21 protein-coding genes and 1 tRNA gene are annotated in these 22036 nt (G+C 67.9%); 15 read left to right on the top strand and 7 right to left on the bottom strand.

Features of this window, described 5'->3' with window-relative positions:
- Positions 1 to 72 precede the first annotated feature (72 nt).
- From AC1DXK_RS00575 to AC1DXK_RS00565, 3 genes are all read left to right on the top strand, one after another.
- Complete coding sequence (locus tag AC1DXK_RS00575; protein WP_457104387.1) at positions 73 to 768, top strand: fumarylacetoacetate hydrolase family protein; 696 nt, start codon at positions 73 to 75, stop codon at positions 766 to 768.
- A 13-nt stretch (positions 769 to 781) separates the two neighbouring features.
- Positions 782 to 1246 (top strand): NUDIX domain-containing protein, encoded by a 465-nt coding sequence (locus AC1DXK_RS00570; protein WP_457104386.1) that lies wholly within the window; start codon positions 782 to 784, stop codon positions 1244 to 1246.
- Between the two features lie 106 nt (positions 1247 to 1352).
- Positions 1353 to 1427: transfer RNA gene (locus AC1DXK_RS00565), tRNA-Gly, on the top strand.
- A gap of 83 nt (positions 1428 to 1510) precedes the next feature.
- Here the strand turns inward: AC1DXK_RS00565 and AC1DXK_RS00560 are convergent.
- The 3 genes from AC1DXK_RS00560 to AC1DXK_RS00550 form a co-directional block, all read right to left on the bottom strand.
- Positions 1511 to 1846 carry a hypothetical protein gene (locus AC1DXK_RS00560; RefSeq protein WP_457104385.1) on the bottom strand — a complete coding sequence of 112 codons (336 nt, stop codon included), beginning with the start codon at positions 1844 to 1846 and terminating at the stop codon, positions 1511 to 1513.
- 501 nt (positions 1847 to 2347) lie between these two features.
- On the bottom strand, positions 2348 to 4018 hold the full coding sequence (locus AC1DXK_RS00555; RefSeq protein WP_457104384.1) for a putative bifunctional diguanylate cyclase/phosphodiesterase: 1671 nt from the start codon (positions 4016 to 4018) through the stop codon (positions 2348 to 2350).
- Positions 4015 to 5844 (bottom strand): ATP-binding protein, encoded by a 1830-nt coding sequence (locus AC1DXK_RS00550; protein WP_457104419.1) that lies wholly within the window; start codon positions 5842 to 5844, stop codon positions 4015 to 4017. Before AC1DXK_RS00550 ends, AC1DXK_RS00555 begins: the two co-directional genes overlap by 4 nt.
- A 643-nt stretch (positions 5845 to 6487) precedes the next feature.
- Between AC1DXK_RS00550 and AC1DXK_RS00545 the strand changes: the two genes are divergently transcribed.
- From AC1DXK_RS00545 to AC1DXK_RS00535, 3 genes are all read left to right on the top strand, one after another.
- A complete protein-coding gene (locus AC1DXK_RS00545) occupies positions 6488 to 6730 on the top strand; it encodes a hypothetical protein (protein ID WP_457104383.1) in 243 nt (80 codons plus the stop codon).
- A 34-nt stretch (positions 6731 to 6764) separates the two neighbouring features.
- Positions 6765 to 6980: a hypothetical protein gene (locus AC1DXK_RS00540; protein ID WP_457104382.1), complete on the top strand. Its 216-nt coding sequence runs from the start codon at positions 6765 to 6767 to the stop codon at positions 6978 to 6980.
- A 670-nt stretch (positions 6981 to 7650) separates the two neighbouring features.
- A complete protein-coding gene (locus AC1DXK_RS00535; protein ID WP_457104381.1) occupies positions 7651 to 8931 on the top strand; it encodes an O-acetylhomoserine aminocarboxypropyltransferase in 1281 nt (426 codons plus the stop codon).
- 185 nt (positions 8932 to 9116) lie between these two features.
- Here the strand turns inward: AC1DXK_RS00535 and AC1DXK_RS00530 are convergent, their stop codons facing one another.
- A complete protein-coding gene (locus AC1DXK_RS00530) occupies positions 9117 to 10904 on the bottom strand; it encodes an acyl-CoA dehydrogenase C-terminal domain-containing protein (RefSeq protein WP_457104380.1) in 1788 nt (595 codons plus the stop codon).
- Between the two features lie 300 nt (positions 10905 to 11204).
- Between AC1DXK_RS00530 and AC1DXK_RS00525 the strand changes: the two genes are divergently transcribed.
- Positions 11205 to 14456 carry an SEL1-like repeat protein gene (locus AC1DXK_RS00525; protein WP_477296373.1) on the top strand — a complete coding sequence of 1084 codons (3252 nt, stop codon included), beginning with the start codon at positions 11205 to 11207 and terminating at the stop codon, positions 14454 to 14456.
- A gap of 137 nt (positions 14457 to 14593) precedes the next feature.
- Positions 14594 to 15031, top strand: coding sequence for a DUF3429 domain-containing protein (locus AC1DXK_RS00520; protein WP_457104378.1), 438 nt, complete (start codon positions 14594 to 14596; stop codon positions 15029 to 15031).
- Between the two features lie 39 nt (positions 15032 to 15070).
- On the opposite strand, the gene AC1DXK_RS00515 is transcribed toward AC1DXK_RS00520, so the two are convergent.
- Complete coding sequence (locus tag AC1DXK_RS00515) at positions 15071 to 15301, bottom strand: hypothetical protein (protein WP_457104377.1); 231 nt, start codon at positions 15299 to 15301, stop codon at positions 15071 to 15073.
- A 276-nt stretch (positions 15302 to 15577) separates the two neighbouring features.
- Here AC1DXK_RS00515 and AC1DXK_RS00510 point away from each other — a divergent pair, with 276 nt between their 5' ends.
- The 3 genes from AC1DXK_RS00510 (at position 15578) to AC1DXK_RS00500 (ending at position 17148) form a co-directional block, all read left to right on the top strand.
- Positions 15578 to 16180 carry an autoinducer binding domain-containing protein gene (locus AC1DXK_RS00510; protein WP_457104376.1) on the top strand — a complete coding sequence of 201 codons (603 nt, stop codon included), beginning with the start codon at positions 15578 to 15580 and terminating at the stop codon, positions 16178 to 16180.
- Between the two features lie 162 nt (positions 16181 to 16342).
- Positions 16343 to 16966: an acyl-homoserine-lactone synthase gene (locus AC1DXK_RS00505; RefSeq protein ID WP_457104375.1), complete on the top strand. Its 624-nt coding sequence runs from the start codon at positions 16343 to 16345 to the stop codon at positions 16964 to 16966.
- Between the two features lie 2 nt (positions 16967 to 16968).
- Positions 16969 to 17148: a hypothetical protein gene (locus AC1DXK_RS00500; protein ID WP_457104374.1), complete on the top strand. Its 180-nt coding sequence runs from the start codon at positions 16969 to 16971 to the stop codon at positions 17146 to 17148.
- Between the two features lie 84 nt (positions 17149 to 17232).
- On the opposite strand, the gene AC1DXK_RS00495 is transcribed toward AC1DXK_RS00500, so the two are convergent.
- The gene (locus tag AC1DXK_RS00495) at positions 17233 to 18447 is read right to left on the bottom strand and encodes an NADP-dependent isocitrate dehydrogenase (RefSeq protein ID WP_457104373.1); all 1215 of its coding nucleotides are present in this window, start codon (positions 18445 to 18447) and stop codon (positions 17233 to 17235) included.
- 207 nt (positions 18448 to 18654) lie between these two features.
- On the opposite strand from AC1DXK_RS00495, the gene AC1DXK_RS00490 reads away from it, so the two are divergent.
- Complete coding sequence (locus AC1DXK_RS00490) at positions 18655 to 19428, top strand: RNA methyltransferase (RefSeq protein WP_477296369.1); 774 nt, start codon at positions 18655 to 18657, stop codon at positions 19426 to 19428.
- On the opposite strand, the gene AC1DXK_RS00485 is transcribed toward AC1DXK_RS00490, so the two are convergent.
- Positions 19429 to 19614 (bottom strand): hypothetical protein, encoded by a 186-nt coding sequence (locus tag AC1DXK_RS00485; protein WP_457104371.1) that lies wholly within the window; start codon positions 19612 to 19614, stop codon positions 19429 to 19431.
- A 128-nt stretch (positions 19615 to 19742) separates the two neighbouring features.
- On the opposite strand from AC1DXK_RS00485, the gene ccmA reads away from it, so the two are divergent.
- From ccmA to rpsT, 3 genes are all read left to right on the top strand, one after another.
- Positions 19743 to 20378, top strand: coding sequence for a heme ABC exporter ATP-binding protein CcmA (gene ccmA / locus AC1DXK_RS00480; RefSeq protein ID WP_457104370.1), 636 nt, complete (start codon positions 19743 to 19745; stop codon positions 20376 to 20378).
- Complete coding sequence (gene ccmB, locus AC1DXK_RS00475; RefSeq protein WP_457104369.1) at positions 20375 to 21043, top strand: heme exporter protein CcmB; 669 nt, start codon at positions 20375 to 20377, stop codon at positions 21041 to 21043. Before ccmA ends, ccmB begins: the two co-directional genes overlap by 4 nt.
- Positions 21044 to 21325: 282 nt before the next feature.
- On the top strand, positions 21326 to 21592 hold the full coding sequence (rpsT, locus tag AC1DXK_RS00470; protein ID WP_007561677.1) for a 30S ribosomal protein S20: 267 nt from the start codon (positions 21326 to 21328) through the stop codon (positions 21590 to 21592).
- The last annotated feature ends 444 nt before the right edge of the window (positions 21593 to 22036 follow it).

The raw sequence follows: 22036 nt of genomic DNA, 5'->3' as shown, positions 1-22036 counted from the left end.
CCTTACAACGGTGATGTAAGGCCCGGGTGTCGTCGCGCCGGGCCATCCGGACGTTCCACCGCAGAGGCAGAGATGCTCTCCGTCATACAGAACCCGCCCCGCATCGCCCTTCCCATCAACGGGAGCAGTGACCTGTTCCCCGTGCGCCGCGTCTACTGCGTCGGACGCAACTACGCGGCCCATGCCCGCGAGATGGGGGCCGATCCCGATCGCGAGCCGCCGTTCTTCTTCATGAAGCCCGCCGACGCCCTGCAGATCGTCGGGTCCGAGCCCACGCCCCACGCCTACCCGCCGAAGACGCGCAACTACCATTTCGAGGTGGAGATGGTGGCGGCCCTCGCCAGCGGCGGCAGCGACATCCCGGTCGAGACCGCCCTGGACCATGTCTACGGCTACGCGATCGGCCTCGACATGACCCGGCGCGACGTTCAGGACGAGGCCAAGAAGATGTCGCGGCCCTGGGACACCGCCAAGGCGGCCGACGGATCGGGGCCGATCGGCGCACTGCATCCGGCCTCCGTCATCGGCCATCCGGCGAAGGGCGCGATCACGCTCTCGGTTGATGGTGCGACGCGCCAGACGGGCGACCTCGCCGACATGATCTGGTCGGTCGCCGAGCAGATCGCCTACCTGTCGGGCTATTTCGTCCTCCAGCCGGGCGACCTGATCTTCACCGGGACGCCCTCGGGGGTGGGCCCGGTCGAGCGCGGCCAGCGCATGGTCGCAGCGATCGCCGGACTCGGCGCGATCACCCTCGACGTCGTCTGAGCCGCACATTCGCATGCTCCTCGACCGGCCGTTCCTGCGGCGCCTGTTCCACCTCGGGGCGCTCGCGTCCCGGGGCATGACCCTCGGGGTGCGCGGCATCGCCCGCGATGGGCAGGGCCGCGTGGCGCTGGTGCGCCATACCTATGTCAGCGGTTGGCATCTGCCCGGCGGCGGCGTCGAGCGCGGAGAGACTGCGCTTGACGCGATGGTGCGCGAATTTCGTGAGGAAGCCGAGATCGTTCCGGATGGGCCGCCCCGTCTTCACGGCCTGTACCGCAACGCTGCCGTGGCACCGCGCGACCACGTGGCACTGTTCGTGGTTCCATCCTTCCGGGTGCTCGGCCCCAAGGCGCCCGATCGTGAGATCGCCGCCTGCGGTTTCTTTCCCCTGGACGGGCTGCCCGAGGGCACCACCCGGGCGACCCGGGCGCGCCTGCGCGAGATCTGCGAAGGCCTTCCCCCGGCCCCGAATTGGTGAATCGTCGAAAGCCGCGAAAGAGACGCTTGCGTCGCCCGGCGGAATGGTGTTTAGAGAGCGCCGCCGGGGCCGCCGGCACGCAAGTCCTGGCGGCGCGGTACAGTGAGCGGGTGTAGCTCAGGGGTAGAGCACAACCTTGCCAAGGTTGGGGTCGAGGGTTCGAATCCCTTCGCCCGCTCCAGTTTTCCCAACCAGTCTCCTTGTGAACGCGGCGGCGACCTTGTGCCGTCGCAAGCACTGATGGCGTGTCCTCGCCTCCCTGCGTCATGTCCGTCGCGGTCTGAGGATCTTGCGCATACGTAAGAGCGGCCTGAGCCCTGCCGCCGCCAGGGACTTGGCCACGAATGCCTCGACGATTTCGCCCGCCAGGGCTTCAGCCATGATCTGGCGACCGGATTCCGTGTAATGCGCCGGGTCGTAGAAGACGGATCCGGCTTCGTCCGCGAAGAGCCCACTGAAATCCAGGCCGCGATAGTGCGGGTGCGCGTCGGCCGAGGACGCGCGCAGGGCATCCTGGAGGCGCGAGTATTGGCGGTCGAGGTAGGTGAGAAAATCCTCTGACGCGATGCTTCGGGTCGTAGACGGGGGACTGGTCCGCATTGAGACCCCGCCGACGGAGCGTCGCCTCCAGGCGGCCCGGGACCGTGTCGGCTTCCGTGATTCCCTCGACCATCGTGCTGCCCGCAAGCACAAAGATGCGAGGACCGCCATCGCGTCTCTGATAATCACCCTTCTTGACGTTTCGGAAGCCCCACGCATCGAACGTGATATGTTCGTGTGTTCCGTTCGGCTTGCCTGATAATTACGAATGCGCGAGCGGAAATCGCAGGGATGAGCCGCGATGTGCGAAGTGTCGGATGAATCGCGCGCGATGCGCTGTATCGTTGTCCGCCGAAACCATCGGCGGCTCCTGAGCGTGTCGCAACAGGTTAATTCGATGGTCGTCAATATCAAGAGTCATGAATAATAGTTAAGTCCTTATTGATGAGCTGGCTGAAGCCTGATTGCAGGTTTCAGCGGCATGATGGCGCTTCGATATGTTGATTGCGACGAAGATGGATCGGATCAGTACTCTGGACAGTCCGCGACCCGGTGCGCCGGTCAGGCCCGCCGCAGCCGGCTGGCGCCCCTGAGTTCCGAGGCGCGGCTTCGGGCGACGGGACCGCGTGACCCGGCCGCACGCGGCTCGGCCTGCCGGATCTGATCGATCAGGAGCGGGCGGGCGAAGTAGTAGCCCTGGGCGCAGCGGATCTGTGTCGCGCCGAGGAGATAGGCGACTTCCTCGTGGGTCTCGACCCCTTCGGCCACCACCGACATCCCGAGCGCGGCACCGAGGGACTCGATCGCCCTCAGGACGATCTGGCTGCGCGGCCGCTTGTCGATGTCGGTGATGAAGGAGCGGTCGATCTTCAGCTCGTCCGCGGTGATCTCCGCCAACGCCGACAGCGAGGAATAGCCCACGCCGAAATCGTCGATGGAGACGCGCGCGCCGATGGCCCGGATGCGCGGCAGGACCTCGCGCTGGAAACGGCCTGTGGTGAAGAAGGCTTCCTCGGTGAGTTCGAGCACGAAGCGTCCGGCAAGGCCGGTCTCGCCGAGCGCCTCGCAGAATGCCGTCATGAACGGAACATCGCCTGCCTGCTTGGCGGCGATGTTGATGCTGACGGTGACGGCCGGGCCGAACACCTCGTCGATGTCGGGCATCGCCCGCACGGTCTCGGCCAGGACTTGGAGGGTGATCTCGTTGATCAGCCCGAGTTCGATGGCGAGGGCGATGAAGTCTCCGGGCGCCTGGATCACGCCCAGTTCGTCCCGCCAGCGCAGGAGCACCTCGACGCCCATCACGGCATGGGAGCGCATGTCGACCTTCGGCTGGAACGCGCAGCAGAAGCATCGGTCCCGGATCGCCAGCCGAAGACGCTGCTCCACGGCCATCCGGGCCGTGGCAGCGTGGCTCATTGCATCCTCGAAGAGGCTGACGCCGCCCTTCACACCGCCTTTCACGCGGTACATGGCGTTGTCTGCCTGCCGCGCGAGGATCTCGTAGGTGTTCCCGTGATCCGGAAACAGGCTCAGGCCGATGGAGGCGGAGGCGAAGATTTCGTGGTCATCGATGAAGAAAGGTTGTTTCAGGCGCTCCGCGATGCCGCGTACTGCCGCCAGCATGGCGTCCCGATCGGTCACCGGATTCAGCAGGAGCACGAACTCGTCGCCACCGATGCGCGCCAACAGGTCGGTTGGGCGCAGGGCGCTGCGGATGCGGTCTGCCACCTTGCGCAGCAGGGCGTCGCCCGCGGCGTGGCTGTAATAGTCGTTGATGTGCTTGAAATTATCGAGGTCAATGAACGCCAGGGCGAAGCGATCCAGCGGCCCGGATCCGGCCAGAAGATCCTCGATGCTCTGCTCGAACATCGTCCGGTTGGGGAGACCGGTCAGGGCATCGATGAAGGCCTTGGTGATCAGCTCCCGCTGAAGGGTATGATGATAGGTGACGTCGGTGAGGGTCGTGAGCGTGTAGGAAGCCCGGCCCTCGACGACCGGCCGGGCCTGCACCTCCAGCACCCGATCGCCGATGATCTCGACGCTCGCGGCATCCTGGCTGCCGGCCGTCGCGGCGTGACACGCGGCGACGGCCTGTTCCCCGAGGGTGCGGGCGGCGGCGTTGGCCAGGATACACAGGCCATCCCGGTCATGGACGACAACGCCGACCGGAAGCGCCTGGAGGGTGGCTTCGAGCAGCGTCTGACGCTCCGCAGGGGCGGCCTCGCTCATACTCCGCCCTGCTGCCAGAGTGGCTTGGCGGCGTAGGCACCCGTGTCCGCCGGCGTATCCCCGGCGTCGAGAGGCCTCTTCAGCAGGCGGCGATGCACCTGGTCGAGTGCGGCGCCATGGGGACTGTCGAAGCCCGTGTCGCGGCCGAAACGTGCGCTGCCGCCCGGATCCGCTTCGTGGCCGGCCACCTTGTTCATCGTGGCGCCGCGCCACCGTTCCACGACGGCACCGACGAAGGCCGCCCCCGGGACCGTCGCCGCGTCCTCGGATGAGCGGCCGCTCACATCGTTGCGCGGCTGCCGCCCCGCGGGAAGCGGCCGGAACGTCATCCGCGCCGGCATTGGAACGCCTTCGCCGAAGGCAATGACCTCGCCGGTGCCCAGCGACGGTACGAAAGTCAGAAGATTGGCTGCGTCCGACACCGCCGCGGCCAGGAAAGCCTGATCACGGGCATTCGTCATCCGCATGGCGAACAGGGTGCTGCATTGCGACATGATCGTCGCGTCGAGTTCGGCGGGCCGTTGGGTGACCAGGCCGAGGTGGACGCCATGCTTCCGGCCTTCACGGGCGATCCGCGACAGGGCGCGGCGCGTCGGCGTGAAGCCCACGGAGCGATCGGCCGAGGCGAACCGGTGTGCCTCCTCGCACACGAACAGTAGTGGGATCGCACCCTCGCTCCAGATTCCGAACTCGAAGGCGAGCCGGCAGAGAACGCACACCACGGCATCGACGACCTCCATGGGCAGGCCGGCGAGCTGCATGATCGTCATCGGCCGCCCGTCGGGGTCGAGGCGGAACAGATGCGCGAGAATCTCCCCCATCATGTCGCCGCCGACATTGGCGTTCTCGAACATGAAGCCGTGGCGGGGATCGTTCCGGATGGCCTCGATCCGGGTAATCAACCGGTGATAGTGCATCCGCGAGACGCGGTTCTCCAAGCGCCCCATCCGCTCGTCGATGAGCCCGATCAGGTCCTGCAACATGTAGGGAACCGGCGTGTCGACGGTGTAGCCGGAAACTTTGCCGATGCTGCGCTTGACGATCTGCCGGTCGCTCGTTTCCTTGTATTGGGCGTACTTGCTCTTCGCGAGGGGGATCAGTTCCGCCAGAATCTCGATCTCCTCATCGATGGCCGGGCGGCCACCGTAGATCACGTCGGCGATCTCCTCGAGGTTGAACAACCAGAACGGGAGCTTGAGCGTGCGCGGACTGATCACGCTGGCGCGGTCACTGAAGCTGGCGGCATATTCGTTGTGCACGTCCAGCAGGAAGATCCGCACCGCAGGCTTGGCGCGCATGACCTCGTCCAGGATGACGGCGACGCCGCTCGATTTACCCACCCCGGTGGCTCCGAGCACCGCGAAGTGCTTGGAAAGCAGGTCATCGATCTTGATGCAGGCCGGTGTGTCGGGATCCTGATAGAGTGCGCCGACGGCTGCCGTATTGGCTGCCGACACGTGGTGCACCACGCGCAGGTCCTCAGGCGACAGCAGATCGACGGTGTCGCCGATTGCGGGATAGCAGGTCACACCGCGATTGAAGCGATGCGTGCCGTTCACCGCGACGAACTCGCCCAGCAGGTCGAGGCTCGCATAGGCCCCCGGGAGCCGGCCGCGTTCGCTGTCCGACGACAACGTCGTGATGATCCCGATGAGGACGGCGGTTCCAGCGTGGATCCGAACCAGATTCCCGACCGTGACCCGCACCTTGGGCCGCCCGTCTTGGGCGTAGAGTTCAAGATGGACCTTCGACCCGTCGATGGACGTCACTGAGCCCATCTGCGCAGCGGTATCGTGGTTCAGGACCGTTCCATCGCCGCCCAACATCATCCGCACCCTGGTCCGAAACAGAAGCGGACCGAGACTGGAGGGCGGTGCTTAAAGTTCCGACAAAGAATTTCGGACAGCCGGCACGATGCTTAACCAATGGCTTATCGAAAAGAGGCGCAATCAAGGTTTTATTGAACGACCTTAGGCAGCCGCTATCGTGAACCGGACCCCCTGAATCTCGCGCGCGAGCGGTCGGGGCCGCCGCACAGGAAGGCGTGCCGCCGGTGGACACCGCATCCGTCTGAGCGGCCGGCTGCCGGAACCGCGCGCAACCGTCTTCCGCGTCGACCTAGGCCGGTCGCACCTCATCGAAATGTTCACGGATCCAGCACTCGCCGGAAATGCGCGCGCCGTTCTGGGTCACGAAGGCATAAGGGGAGTGCTCCACCACCGTGCCTCCACGGGCACGAATGATCCATCGGAAACATCGGGGATCGTCCACGCACGGAACGATCTCGACCGTATGGGAGCGAACTGTAGCGATCGACATGAGGTATCAACGTCTGAAAACCGAAAACCGCTCCACGGGCCGTGCGCGGACGGTTACCGAGGCGTATGGGCACGGGCACGTTTCGCGCTTCACCCTCCTGCCAAACCCCCGACCGGGTGTGACTGCTGCGCCGAGCGAAAGGGAAGCCGCATGCCGATCAAGGCACTCAACGACCGGAAGAAGCTGTCGAACGACTTCAATGAGGCGAACGATGCGTTCATCGACGAGGTGCTGAGCGCGCTGCAGAGCGGCCGAATTCCCGTCGATCTGGCGCGCGCCTATCTCGCGCATCCCGTTGCGATGATGCACACGGACGGGGCGCAGGCGGTGGCCAACTACTTCGAGCGCATCTTGGCCCAGCGGCCGAACATCGATTGGGCGCCGGGGAGCTGACGGCAGCGCCGGTTACCGAGGAGAGGAAGCACGGATGACCGCCGACGAGATCGAGGAACTGAATCGAGCCCGCGCCGCCCTGGCGCGCCAGCGGAACGCCATCGCCCGACGGCTGGGTGGCCTCGACGTGGCGCCGATTTCCATGGCGGAAGACCTGACCCGGACCCTGCTCGCCATCGAAGCGGTGGATCGCGCCCTGGTCGATGCCGGGCAGCCTCACGTCGACGTCCATCAGATGTCCGGGGCCTAGAACCATTTCCGATCGGGTCGGGAGGAGGTTGATCGCCGAGCCCGTGCCGAACGTGGCGCGGGTCCTCTCTCCTGTTCGGGATAGGGATCGGGTGAGGGTTTTGCGGCTTTCAGACGAGACGTGACCTGAAAGCGCGGTCATGGCGCCGTCGACTCGAAATCGTCTTGTCCCTCAACCCAACCCTCTCCCGCACGCGCTACGATGGTCACAGATCCGGGTCGGCCACGGGCGCTGGCGGCAGAACGCGACGCGCCCCCTCTCCCGAGCGGGAGAGGGTTGGGGTGAGGGGCGAGACGCCTCAGGATCAGGCACGCGGTCGATATGCGGTCTTGTCGGGCTTTCTGCGGATGCCACCTATCCCTCACCCTGTCCCTCTCCCGACGGATCTCAAGCCTGCCCGAGATCCCCAATGAGAAGCCCAAGTCGGGCAAGCCCGACTTTGGTGGAGAGGGGACCCGCGGCCGATCCTGAAGCCGCGTTGCCAAAGCAGAGCTGTGAATCCGCTGGTCCGCACAGGGGAGGGGGCATGGCGCGGCTGTCTCGCGCGGAGACGCCCGTGTTCCAGACCATTGTGACATGATCGGGAACGACCTCGCTGCGGCCTGCGCGCAACCTTGCGCCGTAGTCCCGGGCGGGCGTACAGGCTCGGGTGCTCTCAGGAGACCGCACGATGACAGACCGCCTGCCCGGCTTCAACACGCTGGCGATCCACGCGGGCGCCGCACCCGATGCAGCCACGGGCGCGCGGGCCACGCCGATCTATCAGACCACCAGCTTCGTGTTCGACGATGTTGATCATGCCGCATCGCTGTTCGGGCTGCAGGCCTTCGGCAACATCTACACGCGGATCACCAACCCGACGAACGCCGTGCTGGAGGAGCGCATCGCGGCGCTCGAGGGCGGAACGGCTGCCCTGGCGGTCGCCTCCGGCCATGCGGCCGAATTCCTGACCATGCACGCCCTGATGCAGCCGGGCGACGAGTTCGTGGCCTCGAACAAGCTCTACGGCGGCTCGATCAACCAGTTCAATCACTCGTACAAGAATTTCGGCTGGTCGGTGGCCTGGGCCGACAACGACGATCCGGCGTCCTTCGAGGCGGCGATTACGCCGCGTACCAAGGCCATCTTCTGCGAATCGATCGCCAATCCCGGCGGCGTCATCACCGACATCGCGGCGCTGGCGCAGGTCGCCAAGAAGCACAACATACCGCTCGTCGTCGACAACACGATGGCGACGCCGTACCTGATCCGGCCCTTCGAGTACGGCGCCGACATCGTCGTGCACTCGGCGACGAAGTTCCTCGGCGGGCACGGCAACTCCATCGGTGGCCTGATCGTCGACGGCGGCTCGTTCCAGTGGGCCGGCGACGCCCGCTACCCGATGATGAGCCAGCCGCGGCCGGAATATTCCGGCATGGTGTTGGCCGAGACCTTCGGCAATTTCGGATTCGCCATCGCGTGCCGGGTGCTCGGCCTACGCGATCTCGGCCCGGCGCTCTCGCCGTTCAACGCCTTCCTGATCCTCAACGGGATCGAGACCCTGCCACTGCGCATGCAGCGCCATTCCGACAACGCGCTGACGGTGGCCAAGCATTTGTCGGCGCATCCGGCGGTCTCTTGGGTGAGCTATCCGGGGCTCGAGACCGACCGGTACCACGCGCTGGCCAAGCGCTACACGCCGAACGGCGCCGGGGCGGTCTTCACCTTCGGTCTCAAGGGCGGCTACGAGGCGGGCGTGAAGCTCGTATCGAACCTGCAGCTGTTCTCGCACCTCGCCAATATCGGCGACACCCGCTCGCTGATCATCCACCCGGCCTCGACGACGCACCGCCAGCTCACGGATGCGCAGAAGACCGCGGCGGGAGCCGGACCTGAAGTGGTGCGTCTGTCGATCGGCCTGGAGGACCCGGCGGACCTGATCGAGGATCTGGACTCGGCCCTCGGCGACTGACGGGTTTTCGCCCTTCGATCCGGCGCGGTGGTCGCGACCACGGCGACGAATCGAAGGCAGCGCGACTTCGGTCGCATCGGGCGCCACCTGGATGACGCCGGGGCGTCCGAAACGGCGGCGTGTCGCGGCGACGTCGATCGGACGCCGCCGGCCGTCGACACGGAGGGCGACCGCCTGCGAGTGGCTCAGAAGGCCTCCGTCTCCAGTGCCATGGTGCTCTCCGCTCCCGCCTTGATCCGGGTCAGGCGCAGGGCGGTCTCCGGCAGCATCCGCTCCATGAAGAACCGGCCGCTCGTCAGCTTCGACTCCCAGCGCGGGGAGGGGGCCTCGGCGTGCTTGGCCAGGGCAGCCTTGGCGATCCTCGCCCACATGTAGCCCAAGGCCACGAGGCCGAAGAGGTGCATGAAGTCGGTGGCTCCGGCCCCGGCATTGTCGGGCTTGGCGAACGCGTTCTGCATCAGCCACATGACCGCGCCCTGGAGATCGTTCAGCCCGGCCTGGAGCGGCTTCGTGAACGGCGCCATGGCGGGGTCCTCGCCATGGTCCTTCAGGAAGGTCTGGACCTCGCCCAGGAAGGTCATCATCGCCCGGCCGCCGTCCTTCGGCAGCTTGCGGCCGATCAGGTCCATGGCCTGGATGCCGTTGGCGCCCTCGTAGATCATGGCGATGCGGGCATCGCGCACGAACTGCGACATGCCCCATTCCTCGATGTAGCCGTGGCCGCCCAGCAGCTGCTGCGCTTCCACCGCGTTGGCGAACCCCCGGTCGGTGAAGACGCCCTTCACCACCGGGGTAAGCAGTCCGAGATGGTCGTCCGCGGTCTGCCGCTCCTTGGCGTCCTCGGAACGATGGAGAATGTCGGCCTGAAGCGCGGTCCACAGCATGAGGGCGCGGGCCGCCTCGTTGAAGGCGCGGATCTGCATCAGCGTCCGGCGCACGTCCGGATGGACGATGATCGGGTCGGCGGCGCGCTCGGGCGCCTTCGCGCCGGTCAAGGCCCGACCCTGGAGACGATCCTTCGCGTAGGCTGCGGCGTTCTGATAGGCGACCTCAGACTGCCCGAGTCCCTGGACGCCCACGGCGAGCCGCGCCTCGTTCATCATCACGAACATGGCGTTGAGGCCGCGATTCTCCTGGCCCACCAGCCAGCCGGTCGCCCCGTCGTAGTTCATCACGCAGGTGGCGTTGCCGTGAATGCCCATCTTGTGCTCGAGGGAGCCACAGGACACGCCGTTGCGGGCGCCCAGCGAGCCGTCCGCATTCACCAAGACCTTCGGCACCACGAACAGCGAGATGCCCTTCGTTCCGGCGGGTGCGCCCTCTATCCGGGCGATGACCAGATGGATGATGTTCTCGGAGAGGTCATGCTCGCCGGCCGAGATGAAGATCTTCGTGCCGGTGATGCTGTAGGAGCCGTCGCCGTTCGGCGCGGCCTTGGTCTTGAGCAGCCCGAGATCCGTGCCGCAATGCGGCTCGGTGAGGTTCATGGTACCGGTCCAGGCGCCTTCGACCATCCTGGGGAGATAGAGGGCCTTCTGCTCTTCCGAGCCGTGGACCAGGAGCGCCGCCATCGCGCCCTGCGTCAGGCCGGGATACATCCCGAAGGCGAGATTTGCGCCCGAGGCGAATTCCTGGATCGCCGTGTTCAGCGTGTGCGGCAGGCCCTGGCCGCCATAGGCCTCGGGCACCGACAGGCCCATCCAGCCGCCGCTCGCGTAGGTGTCGTAGGCCGCCTTGAATCCCGCGGGCGTGCGGACCGTGCCGTCCGCCTCCCGGCGGCAGCCCTCCATGTCGCCGGTGCGGTTGATCGGCGCCAGCACCTCCTCGGCGAGCTTCGCGCCCTCGCGCAGGACCGCCTCGACCACGTCCGGGGACGCGTCGGCGAATCCGGCGAGGTTGTCCCGCGCATGGAAGCCGAGGACATCGTTGAGCAAGAACAGCGTGTCCTCGACCGGAGCGCGATACTGCGGCATCTCTGGTTCCCCCGTCTGGTGCAGGCCTCTCGGAACGGCCCGCCGCGTTGGCCGCATGTAAACGCCACGCCGGCTCTGTAGCAACGGCCCGGCCTCGCGATCCCGCGACAGGCGCGGGCGTTCCACGCCCCGGCTCGCGCACGGCGATTACCCCCGTCAGCCGGACCTTAACCTTGTGTTTACCAAGAAAGTTAATGGTCACTTTCGAACGATCCGACGCGTGCGTTCGTGGATACCGAATTGCGGTCCCGCCCTGCGCAGAGGAATCGGACGCCGAACGCTGCCGACGACAGGCCACCGATGACCCGCAACGCGATGCCGCAGCTCGACAGTTTCGATCCCGAGGTGCTCGATGCGGCCCGCGACGTCGCGGCGCGGGCCGGCGTGCCCCTCGAGACCTGGATCGCGTCGGTGATGCCGCAGCAGCAGTCCGGTGCGCAGGGGAACCGTCGGCATCGGCGTCGCCACCGCGCCGAGCAGGCCGCCGGGGCGCCGGCCCGGACCGAATCGGCGCCCGACAGATCTTTCTCCTCGAGCCCCGACCTTGAGCAGGCGGCGCACGTCTCCGGGGCGCGTGCCGACGGTTACGGCCAGGGCATCGCCGCGCTGATGAACCGCCTGGACGGTCTCGACCGGGCGCTCGACCACGAGCGGCGAGCCACCCAGGAAGCCGAGGCGCGGCGCCTCGCTGAGATCGAGTCCCGCATCGAGCGCGCGCTGAAGGCGGCACCCGTCCAGCGGGTGACCGAGCGGCTCGGCGATATCGAGCGCCGTATGTCCCAGCTCGGCGAGCAGGTCGCCGCCACGCGCCAGCCCGGCCGACGGGGGCGCCCCGCCGCCGCCGACATCCGCAATGCAGTCCAGGACATCCGTCAGCGGCAGCGCGAGCTGGCGCAGGCCGCCGAGCCGGGCCTTGCGGCCTCCGCATCCGACGGCGGTGTCGTCGCCAGCATGCGGATGGACCTCGCGCGCCGTCTGGAGGCGCGGATCGAGGAGGGCATCGCGCCGTCGGAAGCTCTGATCGAGCTTCAGCAGGAGACCGTGCGCCTGCGCGAGGCGATCAACCAGCTGGCCACGAGCCGGGACATCGGTGCCCTCGAGCAGGCGGTGGTCTCTCTGGCGAGCGGTATCGAGCGCGCCCAGGCCGGGACCGATCTCACCGCCATCGCGGTGCCGATCGAGCAGGTTCGGGCGCAGGTCGAGCGTCTGGCGGAGGAGGTGGCGGAGAACGTCCACAGCCGTGTCGCGGAGGACGTCCGCCGCTTGGCCGAACGCCTCGACACCGTTGCGGCCACCGGTGCCGCCGATCCGGATGGTCATACCCTCGCTGGCCTGTTCGGCGAACTCGACGAGATCCGCCGCTTGATCGGCGCCTTGGCCGGTCCGGAGCGGATCCAGGGTCTCGCGCAGAGCCTTCAGGCGGTGAGCGCCCAGATCGCCGAACTGCAGCAGCGGGGCACCGGCCCGGACCTTCGGCCGATCCTGGAGGAGATCCGCAGCGACGTGAAGTTCGCCGCGCCCGCCGCGCTGGCCGAGCAGATCCAGGCGCTTGCTGAAAAGGTCGACGTGCTCTGCGCCCGGGACGACTGGTCCGAGCGCGCCGGTGACGACACGGTCTCCCGCTCCGGCGAGATGGCGTCGATCCACGCGATGCTGCGCAGCCTGGCCGACAAGGTCGATCAGGTCGGTGCCCGATCGGAACACGAGGGCCTCGACGCCCTGGAACGGCAGGTCGTGTCGCTGGCGGGACGCCTCGACGCGCCGGCCAGCGCCGATCCGGCCCTGGCGGGCCTCGAGCGGACCATGGGCGATCTCCTGCGCCAGGTGACGGCCCTGCGGGAGGCGGCGCCGAGCGAGGCCGCGGTGGAGCGCGCCGCGCGCAACGCGGTGGCCCAGACCCTTCAGACTTCCGGCATCGCCGCCGCCGAGACCGGCGAGATCGGTCTCCTGCGCGCCAGCCTCGCTGATATGCAGGCCCGTCAGGTCGCCTCCGATCAGCGGCTCGGGACGACCCTCGAGGGCGTACAGTCGGCCCTCGAACGCCTTCTCGTCCGTCTCGGCCCGGCGGAGGCCGTACCGGCTCGGGCTCCGTCCCTCGACGAGCGCCTGATGTCATCCACGAGTCCAGAGGTGGCGCTCGCCCCGGTCGAGGCGCGTGCGAAGCCGCGGCGCGACCTCGGCGAGGCTTCGCGTCTGGCCGACGATCTGCTCGAGCCCGGCAGCGGCCGGCCGACGCGCGAGCCGCGTACCCCCCGGGACCCCTCCGGTCGCCGGACGGTCCAAGAGCGCCGCGCCGACCTTGCCGCCGCACGCGCGCCCGTCGAGGCCGGCTCCGAAACCGACATCAAGACCAGCTTCATCGCTGCCGCAAGGCGGGCCGCGCAGGCCGCCCAGGCAGAGCTGGCCTCCGAGGCGCCGGCCGAGCGCCGGGAGGCTCGAAGCGACCGGGGCGCCGCCCTTTCGGAGGCTGCGACGGGCCGCCTTGGCCGGCTGCGCGCCGAGATCGACCGCCGCCGCCGGCCGCTCCTGCTTGGCCTGGCCGCTATCGTGCTGGCGTTGGGGGCGCTTCAGGCGATCACCATGCGCAGCCCGGAGGAGCCGCGGCCCGTCGTCCCGACGAGCCAGGTCGCTCCCGCCCGTGAGGATGCCGCCGCCGTTCAGAAGGATATGCCGAACGAGACCTCGACGGAGGCCCCGAAGGCCGCTTCGGACGCCAAGCCCCCCGTGACCGATCCGACGACGACCCAGGCCCTCCCGAATCCCGTGCCGGCCGAGGCGCGCGCCTCCGCCAAGTCGGCTGTGCCGCAGGTCGCCGGTATGAACGCCCTTCAGGCCGATCTCGGCAACCTGCCGCCGGCCCTCACCAAGGTTAGGCTCGCCGCCCTCGACGGGGACGGCACGGCGATCTGGGATCTCGCCACGCGGGAGGCCGATGGCCGCGGCATGCCCCGCGACCTGTCTGTGGCGGCCAAGCTCTATGAGAAGCTGGCCTCGGCCGGTTACGCGCCCGCCCAGTACAAGCTTGCGGGCCATTACGAGAAGGGCTCCGGCCTCGTCCGCGATCTCGACAAGGCGAAGCTGTGGTATGGTCGTGCCGCCGAGCAGGGCCATGCCCGCTCGATGCACAATCTGGCGGTGCTCTACGCTGAAAACCCCGCGGCCAACGGCAAGCCCGACTTCGCCTCGGCGGCCTCGTGGTTCCGCCAGGGCGCCGAGTTCGGCGTCCGCGACAGCCAGTACAATCTCGCCGTGCTCTACGCGCGCGGGCTCGGCCTGACGCAGGATCTCGTACAATCCTACGCCTGGTTCTCGGCCGCTGCTGGCCAGGGCGACGACGATGCCGGCAAGAAGCGCGACGACGTGGCCAACAAGCTGAGCCCTGCCGATCTGGCGAGCGCGAAGAGCCTCGCGGCCAACTTCAAGCCGCGAAAGATTGACGCGGCCGTCAACGAGCCTCCGGCACCCAAGGCGCCCAACAACGCACCGATGTCGCTGCTCGGCGCGCCGATGCCGAACGCGGTGCCGTTCACGGCTCCGCCGCGCCGGAGCTGATCAAGACCCGGGACATGGCCCGTCCGATGTCCCGACCTTGACCGCCGTGCCGCGATGCGGGAACGCTCCCGCCGGGCGACGGCGGATCGAGGGTCGGATCGCACGGATCGCCGACCCTTGCCCTGCTCGGAGGATGGATGGCGCACCGGAACCCTGTCCCGTTCGGCGCGATCGTCCTGGGGGTGGCCGGTCTCGTTCCGTTCCTGGGATTCGCCGCCCTGGCGGTGTCGGGCAGCGACGGTGGCCTGAGCAGCCTCGGCCTGTCGCCGCGGACCATCCTGTCCGCCTACGGGGCGGTGATCGCCTCCTTTCTGGGCGGGATCCGTTGGGGGGCCGCGGCCGCGCGCAATGCCGGCAATGGCGACTACCTCGTGGCCATCATCCCGTCCCTCGTGGCCTGGGCCGCGATGGCGGCGCCCGCTCCCTGGGACCTGCGCATCCTCGGTGGACTCGTGCTCGCCTGGGGCTTCGTCGACCAGGATCTGTCCCGCCGCGGCCTGACGCCCCTCTGGCTCGGTCGCCTGCGCCTGGTGCTTTCGGGCGTCGCCGGAGCCGCCCTGCTGGTGGCTGCCTGAGGCTGGACGCCGCGACCCCGAGATGGAGTGTGCAAAACCTCAGGTTTCGCGCGCCATCTCGCGCAGGAGGTTCAGGACCGCGTTGCGTCGTGCCGGCGACCTGATCGCGCGGAACAGGGCGGCGATTTCCTCACATTGCCGGTCGGTCGGATCCGCATCCGCCTTCGTGGGCGGCTCGGTCTGCCGGAAGTAAGTCGGGCAGATGTTCAGCGTGGCGGCGATCCGGTCGAGGAGCCAGCGTGTCGTCGGCGGTGTCGCATCGTGTGTCATGCCGTTGAGACTCGCACTCCCCCGCTGAGCCCAATCGAACGGCGGAGCTTCTCGGAGCCAGACTAGCCTTTCGGTCGCGAAGATGCCATCCTCAGGTTGCATTCAACGTGAGTTTTGTCGCAAGGCGTGCATCAAGTCTGGGATAGGGAATGCCGCATTCGAAGCATCTCGATCGGACCTTCAACGTCTTGCGCGACCTGGAACGGGCCGCCACCCCGGATGAGGTCGCGCGATTGCTCGTCGACGCGTTCGCCCGCTAAGGGGGTCTCCTACATCATGGCCGGGATCGTGCCCGAGCCCGGCCTTCCGGCGCGCCGTCACGGCGGGTTCGTCCTAGCGAGCACGATGCCGGACGGGTGGACGCGTCGATACGTCTCGCAGGGCTATGCCCGCCACGACCCCACGGTCCGCCGGCTGTGCACCAGCGCGACACCCTTCGACTGGAGCGCCGTGCTGCCGGACACGCCCGCCGCGGGCCGGGTCATGGACGAGGCCTGCGAGTTCGGCATCCGTGCGGGCATCACGGCGCCGTTCGTGACCCTCGACGGGGAACCGGGCGGGATCAGCGTGTCGGGTGACCGGATCGAGATCGATCCGGCCGAGCGCGTGGCGGTCAACCTGGTGGCGACCTACGCGGTCGGCCAGTTGCTGCTGATGAACAGCCGTCCGGCTGCGCGTGAGCCTGCGCGCCTCTCGCCTCGGGAGCGCGAGGCCCTGCAATTGGCGGCGGAAGGGAAGACCGACATCGAGATCGGTATGGTCATGGGCATCACCGCCTCGGGCGTCGATTACCATCTGCGCTCGGCCCGGTCGAAGCTCGATACGGTCAACCGCGCCCACACCGTCGCGCAGGCGCTTCGGTCCGGGCTGATAACCTAGACACGACACGGTCTGCGCTGGCCTTTCCGAGCCGCCGACCCTGCTTGGCCGCAAGTCGTTGGCCGGACAGGCGGCCTGGGACGCCGACCCTACGAGTTCTCGTATTACACAGCCCATCGCCAAACGGGGACAACCCACGTCGGTCCAACGTGAGGTTCCGTCGTGATCCACATCGTCACTCCCGCCAACGCGCATCGATACGCCGACGCGATGGAACAGGCCTGGCGCCTGCGCCACGAGATCTTCGTCGCAGAGAAAGGGTGGACCGAGCTGGCTCGTCCGGATGGCCGGGAGATCGACCAGTTCGATACGCCGCACGCCGTCCATTTCCTCGCCATGGAAGGCGATGCGGTCATCGGCTACAGCCGACTCCTGCCGACCACCCGCCCGCATCTCCTCTCGGACGTCCTGCCGCAGCTCTGCGAGGGCGAGCGGCCGGTCGGCCCGCATATCTGGGAATGGACCCGCCAGGCCGTGGCGCGCTCGCACCGTGCCCGGGGCCGGATAATCAACCCGGTCTCGATCGCGCTGCTAACCGGTATCGTTGAGTGGGGCCTCGCCCATGGGGTGAGCACCCTGCTCCTGCAGATGCCGACCCTGTACATGATCCAAGTCATCCAGCTGCATTTCCGCCCGCAGCCCCTCGGCCTGCCGGTGCAGATCGCGGGCGAGGAGATCATGGCGGCCACAGCCCGGTTCGATGCCCGCACGCTGGCCAAGCTGCGCGCGGTCCGCGGCGACGCCCGCTCGGTCCTGGTTTCCGAACCCGGTTACCTGGTGGCTTGAGCATGACCTTCGACAGCAACGACAGGGCGCTGGATGCCCTCGCCACGCAGTGCCTTCAGGTTCGCGAACTGGTCGACACCATCGGCAATCCGCTGATGCGCGCGGCCATCGACCTCCTGCTCATCGAGGTCGCCCGGGCGCTGGCCGAAACATGCCCGCCGGAACACGGGCGAAGCACCTGAGACGACCGCCGCCGCTTGCGCGGAAACAGGACCGGCGGGCGCCTCCGCAAGGCGCCCGCCGGTCTTCGAACCGAGGCTTGGGCGTCAGGCGCCCATCGCGGTCTTCAGGTTCTGGTCGACCTTGTCGAGGAAGCCGGTGGTCGAGAGCCACTTCTGATCGGGACCAACCAGCAGGGCGAGGTCCTTGGTCATGTGCCCGGCCTCGACGGTATCGACGCAGACCTTCTCCAGGGTCGCGGAGAACTTCGCCAGATCGTCGTTGCCGTCGAGCTTGGCGCGGTGCGACAGGCCGCGGGTCCAGGCGAAGATCGACGCGATCGAGTTGGTCGAGGTCTCGCGGCCCTTCTGGTGCTCACGATAGTGGCGGGTGACCGTACCGTGGGCGGCCTCGGCCTCCACGGTCTGGCCGTCCGGTGTCATCAGCACCGAGGTCATCAGGCCGAGCGAGCCGAAGCCCTGCGCGGCCGTATCGGACTGCACGTCGCCATCGTAGTTCTTGCAGGCCCAGACGTAGCCGCCGGACCACTTCAGGCACGAAGCGACCATGTCGTCGATCAGGCGATGCTCGTAGGTGAGGCCGAGCGCCTTGAACTTCGCCTCGAATTCCTCCTCGTAGACCTTCTGGAACAGGTCCTTGAACCGGCCGTCATAGACCTTGAGGATGGTATTCTTGGTCGACAGGTAGACCGGGTACTTGCGCGCCAGGCCATAGTTCAATGAAGCGCGGGCGAAGTCGATGATCGACTGGTCGAGGTTGTACATCGACATGGCGACGCCGGCATCGGGGAACTTGAACACCTCCTTCTCGATGACCGTGCCGTCGTCGCCCTCGAACTTGATCGTCAGGCGGCCCTTGCCAGGCACCTTGAAGTCGGTGGCGCGATACTGGTCGCCGTAGGCGTGGCGGCCGATCACGAAGGGCTGGGTCCAGCCGGGCACGAGGCGCGGCACGTTCTTGCAGATGATCGGCTCGCGGAAGATCACGCCGCCCAGGATGTTGCGGATCGTGCCGTTGGGCGAGCGCCACATCTCCTTGAGGCCGAATTCCTGCACCCGCTGCTCGTCGGGGGTGATGGTGGCGCACTTCACGCCGACGCCGTGGCGCTTGATCGCCTCGGCGGCATCGACGGTCACCTTGTCGTTGGTGGCGTCGCGGTGCTGAACGCCGAGATCGTAGTATTCGAGGTCGAGATCGAGATAGGGATGGATCAGCTTGTTCTTGATCTCGGCCCAGATGATCCGGGTCATCTCGTCGCCGTCGAGTTCGACGACGGGGTTCGCTACCTTGATCTTCGCCATGGACCGATGCCTTCCCGCTTTGTTCCGGCGCACGGCATGCAAGGACCGTGCGGTTGGTGTCCCGAGGTCGTCGCTCAAGTGCCCCGGGTCGAAATCGCCCCGCGACATAGCGCGACCCTCCCGGCGACGGAAGGCGGCTGCTGTCATCCGGGCGGCTTCGTCACCCGGGTCTCGACGGGCGAGGTCCGGTCGTGCCAGAGGGCCGGAATGACCAGCCCTGACGCGCCAGGCGAAAGCCCGAGGAAGACCCTGGAACTGCCCCCCGGCCTCACCCCGGCGGTGATCCTGGTGGAGCCGCAGCTCGCCGAGAACATTGGCATGACGGCCCGCGCCATGGCGAATTTCGGCCTGTCGGACCTACGCCTCGTCAACCCGAAGAACGGCTGGCCCAAGAAGGGCGTCCGCGAGGCGGCCTCCGGCGCCACCCACGTCCTCGATCGGGCGACGATTTTCGGCAGCGTCGCCGAGGCGATCGCCGATTGCCGCTACGTGCTGGCGACCACGGCCCGCGAGCGCGGGCAAATGAAGCGGGTCTTCTCGCCCGAGGAGGCCATGGGCGAACTCGTGGCCCGGGACGGACAGCGCACGGCGGTCATGTTCGGCCGCGAGCGGGTCGGGCTCACCAACGACGAGGTGTCCCTGGCGGACGCGATCGTCACCTTTCCGGTTTCACCGGACTTCCCGTCGCTGAACCTTGCCCAGGCGGTGCTGCTCGTCGGCTATGCGTGGCGTCAGGCCAGCGGCCGGGCGCGATTGCCGTTTTCCGGAGAGTTGCTGTCGCCTCCGGCCACGCGTGAGGCGCTGATCGGCCTGTTCGGAAGCCTGGAATCCGCCCTCGACGAGGCCGGCTTCTATCCGCCGGAGAAGAGAGAGATCATCGCCCGCAACATGCGCGACATGCTGCACAGGATGAGCCTCACCGAGCAGGATGTGCGGACGTTTCGCGGCGCGCTGCGGGCTCTGACGCGCCGGAACGCCTGATCACGCGCCCGCCGATTTCATCTCGGGCGGCTTGCCGCCGCCGAAGCAGCGGCCGACCGCCTCCCAGAACGCAGTCTGCTCCTCGGGGGTGCACTGCGCCATCCGCGCCTCGACCTTGGCGCGGCCCGCCACCGCGTCGGGTGTCGCGGCAACCTCGGATTCGCTCGGGTGTCCGGCCTGGGCCATGGGCAATTCTCCGTCGCGGAACCAAAGCCGAGCTGGACGGGGCGGTTCCGTTGCGCCTCGCAATCGGGCATGGAGGCCGCGCAACCCGGAGGTGCCGCCCGTCGGCGGGGAAGAGGCCGGAGGACCGCGTGCGGCTCAGCGTTGACCATCTGGCCTGCCGCCGCTCCGGGCGCCGCATCTTCTCGAACCTCGCCTTCGCCCTCGGACCCGGGGACGCCCTGGCGGTCACCGGCCGGAACGGCGCCGGAAAATCCAGCCTGCTCGCCATCCTCTCCGGTCGGCTGCGGCCCGATGCCGGGCGCCTCGCCGTCGCCGATATGGGAGAGGCGGGCCTGCCCGAATGCCTGCATGCCGTGGGGCACCGGGATGGCCTGAAGAGTTCGCTGACGGCCGGAGAGAACCTGCTGTTCGCCCAGCGGCTCCTTGGCGCGCCGCGCCTGAGTCCGCGCGACGCCCTGGCGCGGCTCGACCTCGGCCATGCCCACGACCTGCCGGTGGCCTACCTGTCGGCGGGTCAGCGGCGGCGGGTCGCGCTGGCACGGCTCCTGGTCTGCGCGCGCCCGCTCTGGCTGCTCGACGAGCCCACCGCCGCGCTCGACGCGGCCTCCCAGGCGGTCCTGGCCGGGCTCATGACCGACCACCGGGCCGGCGGTGGCCTGGTGATCGCCGCGACGCATCAGCCGCTGGACATGCCCGGCGCGACCGAGTTGCGCATCGAGGCCGCCGGACTGGCGGCCGCGGAGCCGCTGGAGGATTGGGCGTGACCGGCGCGTTCCTCGCCCTCATCGCCCGCGACCTGCGGCTCGCCGGACGCGTCGGCGGCTCCGGCGCCCTGTCGCTGGTCTTCTTCCTGATGATCGTCGCTCTGGTGCCCTTCGCCCTCGGGCCGGACCTGAACCTGCTGTCGCGGATCGGCCCGGCGATCCTCTGGCTCGCCGCGGTACTGTCGACCCTGATCGGCCTCGACCGCTTGTTCCAGGCCGACGAGGAGGACGGCTCCCTCGACCTGATGACCGCCGCGCCGGTGCCCCTCGAACTCGTGGTCCTCGCCAAGGTGGCGGCACAGTGGCTGACCACGGGGCTGCCCCTGGCGCTCGCCGCGCCGCTTTTCGGCCTGCTGGTGGCCCTCGACGGGACCGCCATGGGTGCCACGTCCCTGACCCTGCTGGCGGGGACGCCGGCGCTCAGCTTCATCGGCGCGGTGGGCGCGGCGCTGACGGCCTCGATTCGCCGGGGCGGCCTGATCCTCGCCGTGCTGGTGCTGCCGCTGATGATCCCGACGCTGATCTTCGGTGTCTCGGCCGCTCAGGCGGCGAGCGGCGGGACGGTGCCGTTCCTCGTGCCCCTGGCGGTGCTGACGGCGCTGACGTTGATCGCCGCCGTGGTCGGGACGTTCGCGGCGGCGGCGGCGCTTCGCTGGCCGGAGTAACGCTCGACGACTATGCGATCGGCACCTCGGTTACTGTGCCGAAGGCGGCCATATCCAAATACCATGATTATGTCATGGTCGCCTCTGCGTTTCCTTCTGGCGCCCGGTTGGCCGTCGATGCGTTGACGCGACACCGGCCCGTGTCTATAGAGCGCACTTCGCCGAGGGGCCGCGTTTTCGCGCGCGCTGCGTCTCGGCTATCGCCCGACAACCTGACGCGACGACCGATTTCCGGCAGAGCCGGCCCGTCGGCATCGCCCGACGAGAAACACGAGGACGTACATGGCCAACACCGCTTCGGCCAAGAAGATGACCCGCAAGATCGCCAAGCGCACGGCGATCAACCGCTCGCGCCGCTCGCGCATGCGTACCTTCGTCCGCAAGGTCGAGGAGGCCATCGCCACCGGCAACCAGCAGGACGCGCTCGCCGCCCTCCGCGCCGCCGAGCCCGAAATGATGCGCGCTGCTCAGCACGGCATCGTTCACAAGAACAATGCCTCGCGGAAGGTCTCGCGCCTCGCCGCCCGCGTGAAGGCGCTCGCCGCCTAAACCGTCCTCACACTCGAGACGGCTCCAAGCCCGGCCATCGCGCCGGGCTTTTTCGTGCGCGCTGTCCAGCGAGTCGGCGATGCGTTTGCGCCCGCACCGAACCGTTAACCCTGTTCAAGAATCGGTGCGATTGCAGAGTCGTGGGTCGACGTGTAGCTTAACAGAAACTGACGACGACCAAGCAAAACACAGCGATTTTGGGACTCGAACGAATCAATCTGATTCGACAAGACTCTAGCGTCCGTGTTCAGCGCCGCCGGGAACACTTGGGAATGGGAATCCAAGCCATCCCCACAAGTCCCAGTGTTAAAGGAACCGTAGGTAATTGTTGATAGGCTCTCCCAATCGGCAAAAGTTCCTCGCGTTGGGGTTGACTCCACGCAGAGGACTTGGTCCCGCCGGTTCTTGCGGGACGCTGAGGGCGTAAATCGTGCGTACGCGCGG

The organism is Methylobacterium sp. P3_A11 (genome assembly GCF_056403155.1).
Note: the sequence above shows the minus strand (reverse complement) of the source record. Positions and strands in the feature narration are given on the sequence as shown.

What these genes read in the sequence shown, in the direction of transcription:
- AC1DXK_RS00575 (WP_457104387.1), top strand. Translation starts at nt 73, where the DNA reads ATGCTCTCCGTCATACAGAACCCGCCCCGCATCGCCCTTCCCATCAAC.
- AC1DXK_RS00570 (WP_457104386.1), top strand. Translation starts at nt 782, where the DNA reads ATGCTCCTCGACCGGCCGTTCCTGCGGCGCCTGTTCCACCTCGGGGCG.
- AC1DXK_RS00560 (WP_457104385.1), bottom strand. Translation starts at nt 1,846, where the DNA reads ATGCGGACCAGTCCCCCGTCTACGACCCGAAGCATCGCGTCAGAGGAT.
- AC1DXK_RS00555 (WP_457104384.1), bottom strand. Translation starts at nt 4,018, where the DNA reads ATGAGCGAGGCCGCCCCTGCGGAGCGTCAGACGCTGCTCGAAGCCACC.
- AC1DXK_RS00550 (WP_457104419.1), bottom strand. Translation starts at nt 5,844, where the DNA reads ATGTTGGGCGGCGATGGAACGGTCCTGAACCACGATACCGCTGCGCAG.
- AC1DXK_RS00545 (WP_457104383.1), top strand. Translation starts at nt 6,488, where the DNA reads ATGCCGATCAAGGCACTCAACGACCGGAAGAAGCTGTCGAACGACTTC.
- AC1DXK_RS00540 (WP_457104382.1), top strand. Translation starts at nt 6,765, where the DNA reads ATGACCGCCGACGAGATCGAGGAACTGAATCGAGCCCGCGCCGCCCTG.
- AC1DXK_RS00535 (WP_457104381.1), top strand. Translation starts at nt 7,651, where the DNA reads ATGACAGACCGCCTGCCCGGCTTCAACACGCTGGCGATCCACGCGGGC.
- AC1DXK_RS00530 (WP_457104380.1), bottom strand. Translation starts at nt 10,904, where the DNA reads ATGCCGCAGTATCGCGCTCCGGTCGAGGACACGCTGTTCTTGCTCAAC.
- AC1DXK_RS00525 (WP_477296373.1), top strand. Translation starts at nt 11,205, where the DNA reads ATGACCCGCAACGCGATGCCGCAGCTCGACAGTTTCGATCCCGAGGTG.
- AC1DXK_RS00520 (WP_457104378.1), top strand. Translation starts at nt 14,594, where the DNA reads ATGGCGCACCGGAACCCTGTCCCGTTCGGCGCGATCGTCCTGGGGGTG.
- AC1DXK_RS00515 (WP_457104377.1), bottom strand. Translation starts at nt 15,301, where the DNA reads ATGACACACGATGCGACACCGCCGACGACACGCTGGCTCCTCGACCGG.
- AC1DXK_RS00510 (WP_457104376.1), top strand. Translation starts at nt 15,578, where the DNA reads ATGGCCGGGATCGTGCCCGAGCCCGGCCTTCCGGCGCGCCGTCACGGC.
- AC1DXK_RS00500 (WP_457104374.1), top strand. Translation starts at nt 16,969, where the DNA reads ATGACCTTCGACAGCAACGACAGGGCGCTGGATGCCCTCGCCACGCAG.
- AC1DXK_RS00495 (WP_457104373.1), bottom strand. Translation starts at nt 18,447, where the DNA reads ATGGCGAAGATCAAGGTAGCGAACCCCGTCGTCGAACTCGACGGCGAC.
- AC1DXK_RS00490 (WP_477296369.1), top strand. Translation starts at nt 18,655, where the DNA reads ATGACCAGCCCTGACGCGCCAGGCGAAAGCCCGAGGAAGACCCTGGAA.
- AC1DXK_RS00485 (WP_457104371.1), bottom strand. Translation starts at nt 19,614, where the DNA reads ATGGCCCAGGCCGGACACCCGAGCGAATCCGAGGTTGCCGCGACACCC.
- rpsT (WP_007561677.1), top strand. Translation starts at nt 21,326, where the DNA reads ATGGCCAACACCGCTTCGGCCAAGAAGATGACCCGCAAGATCGCCAAG.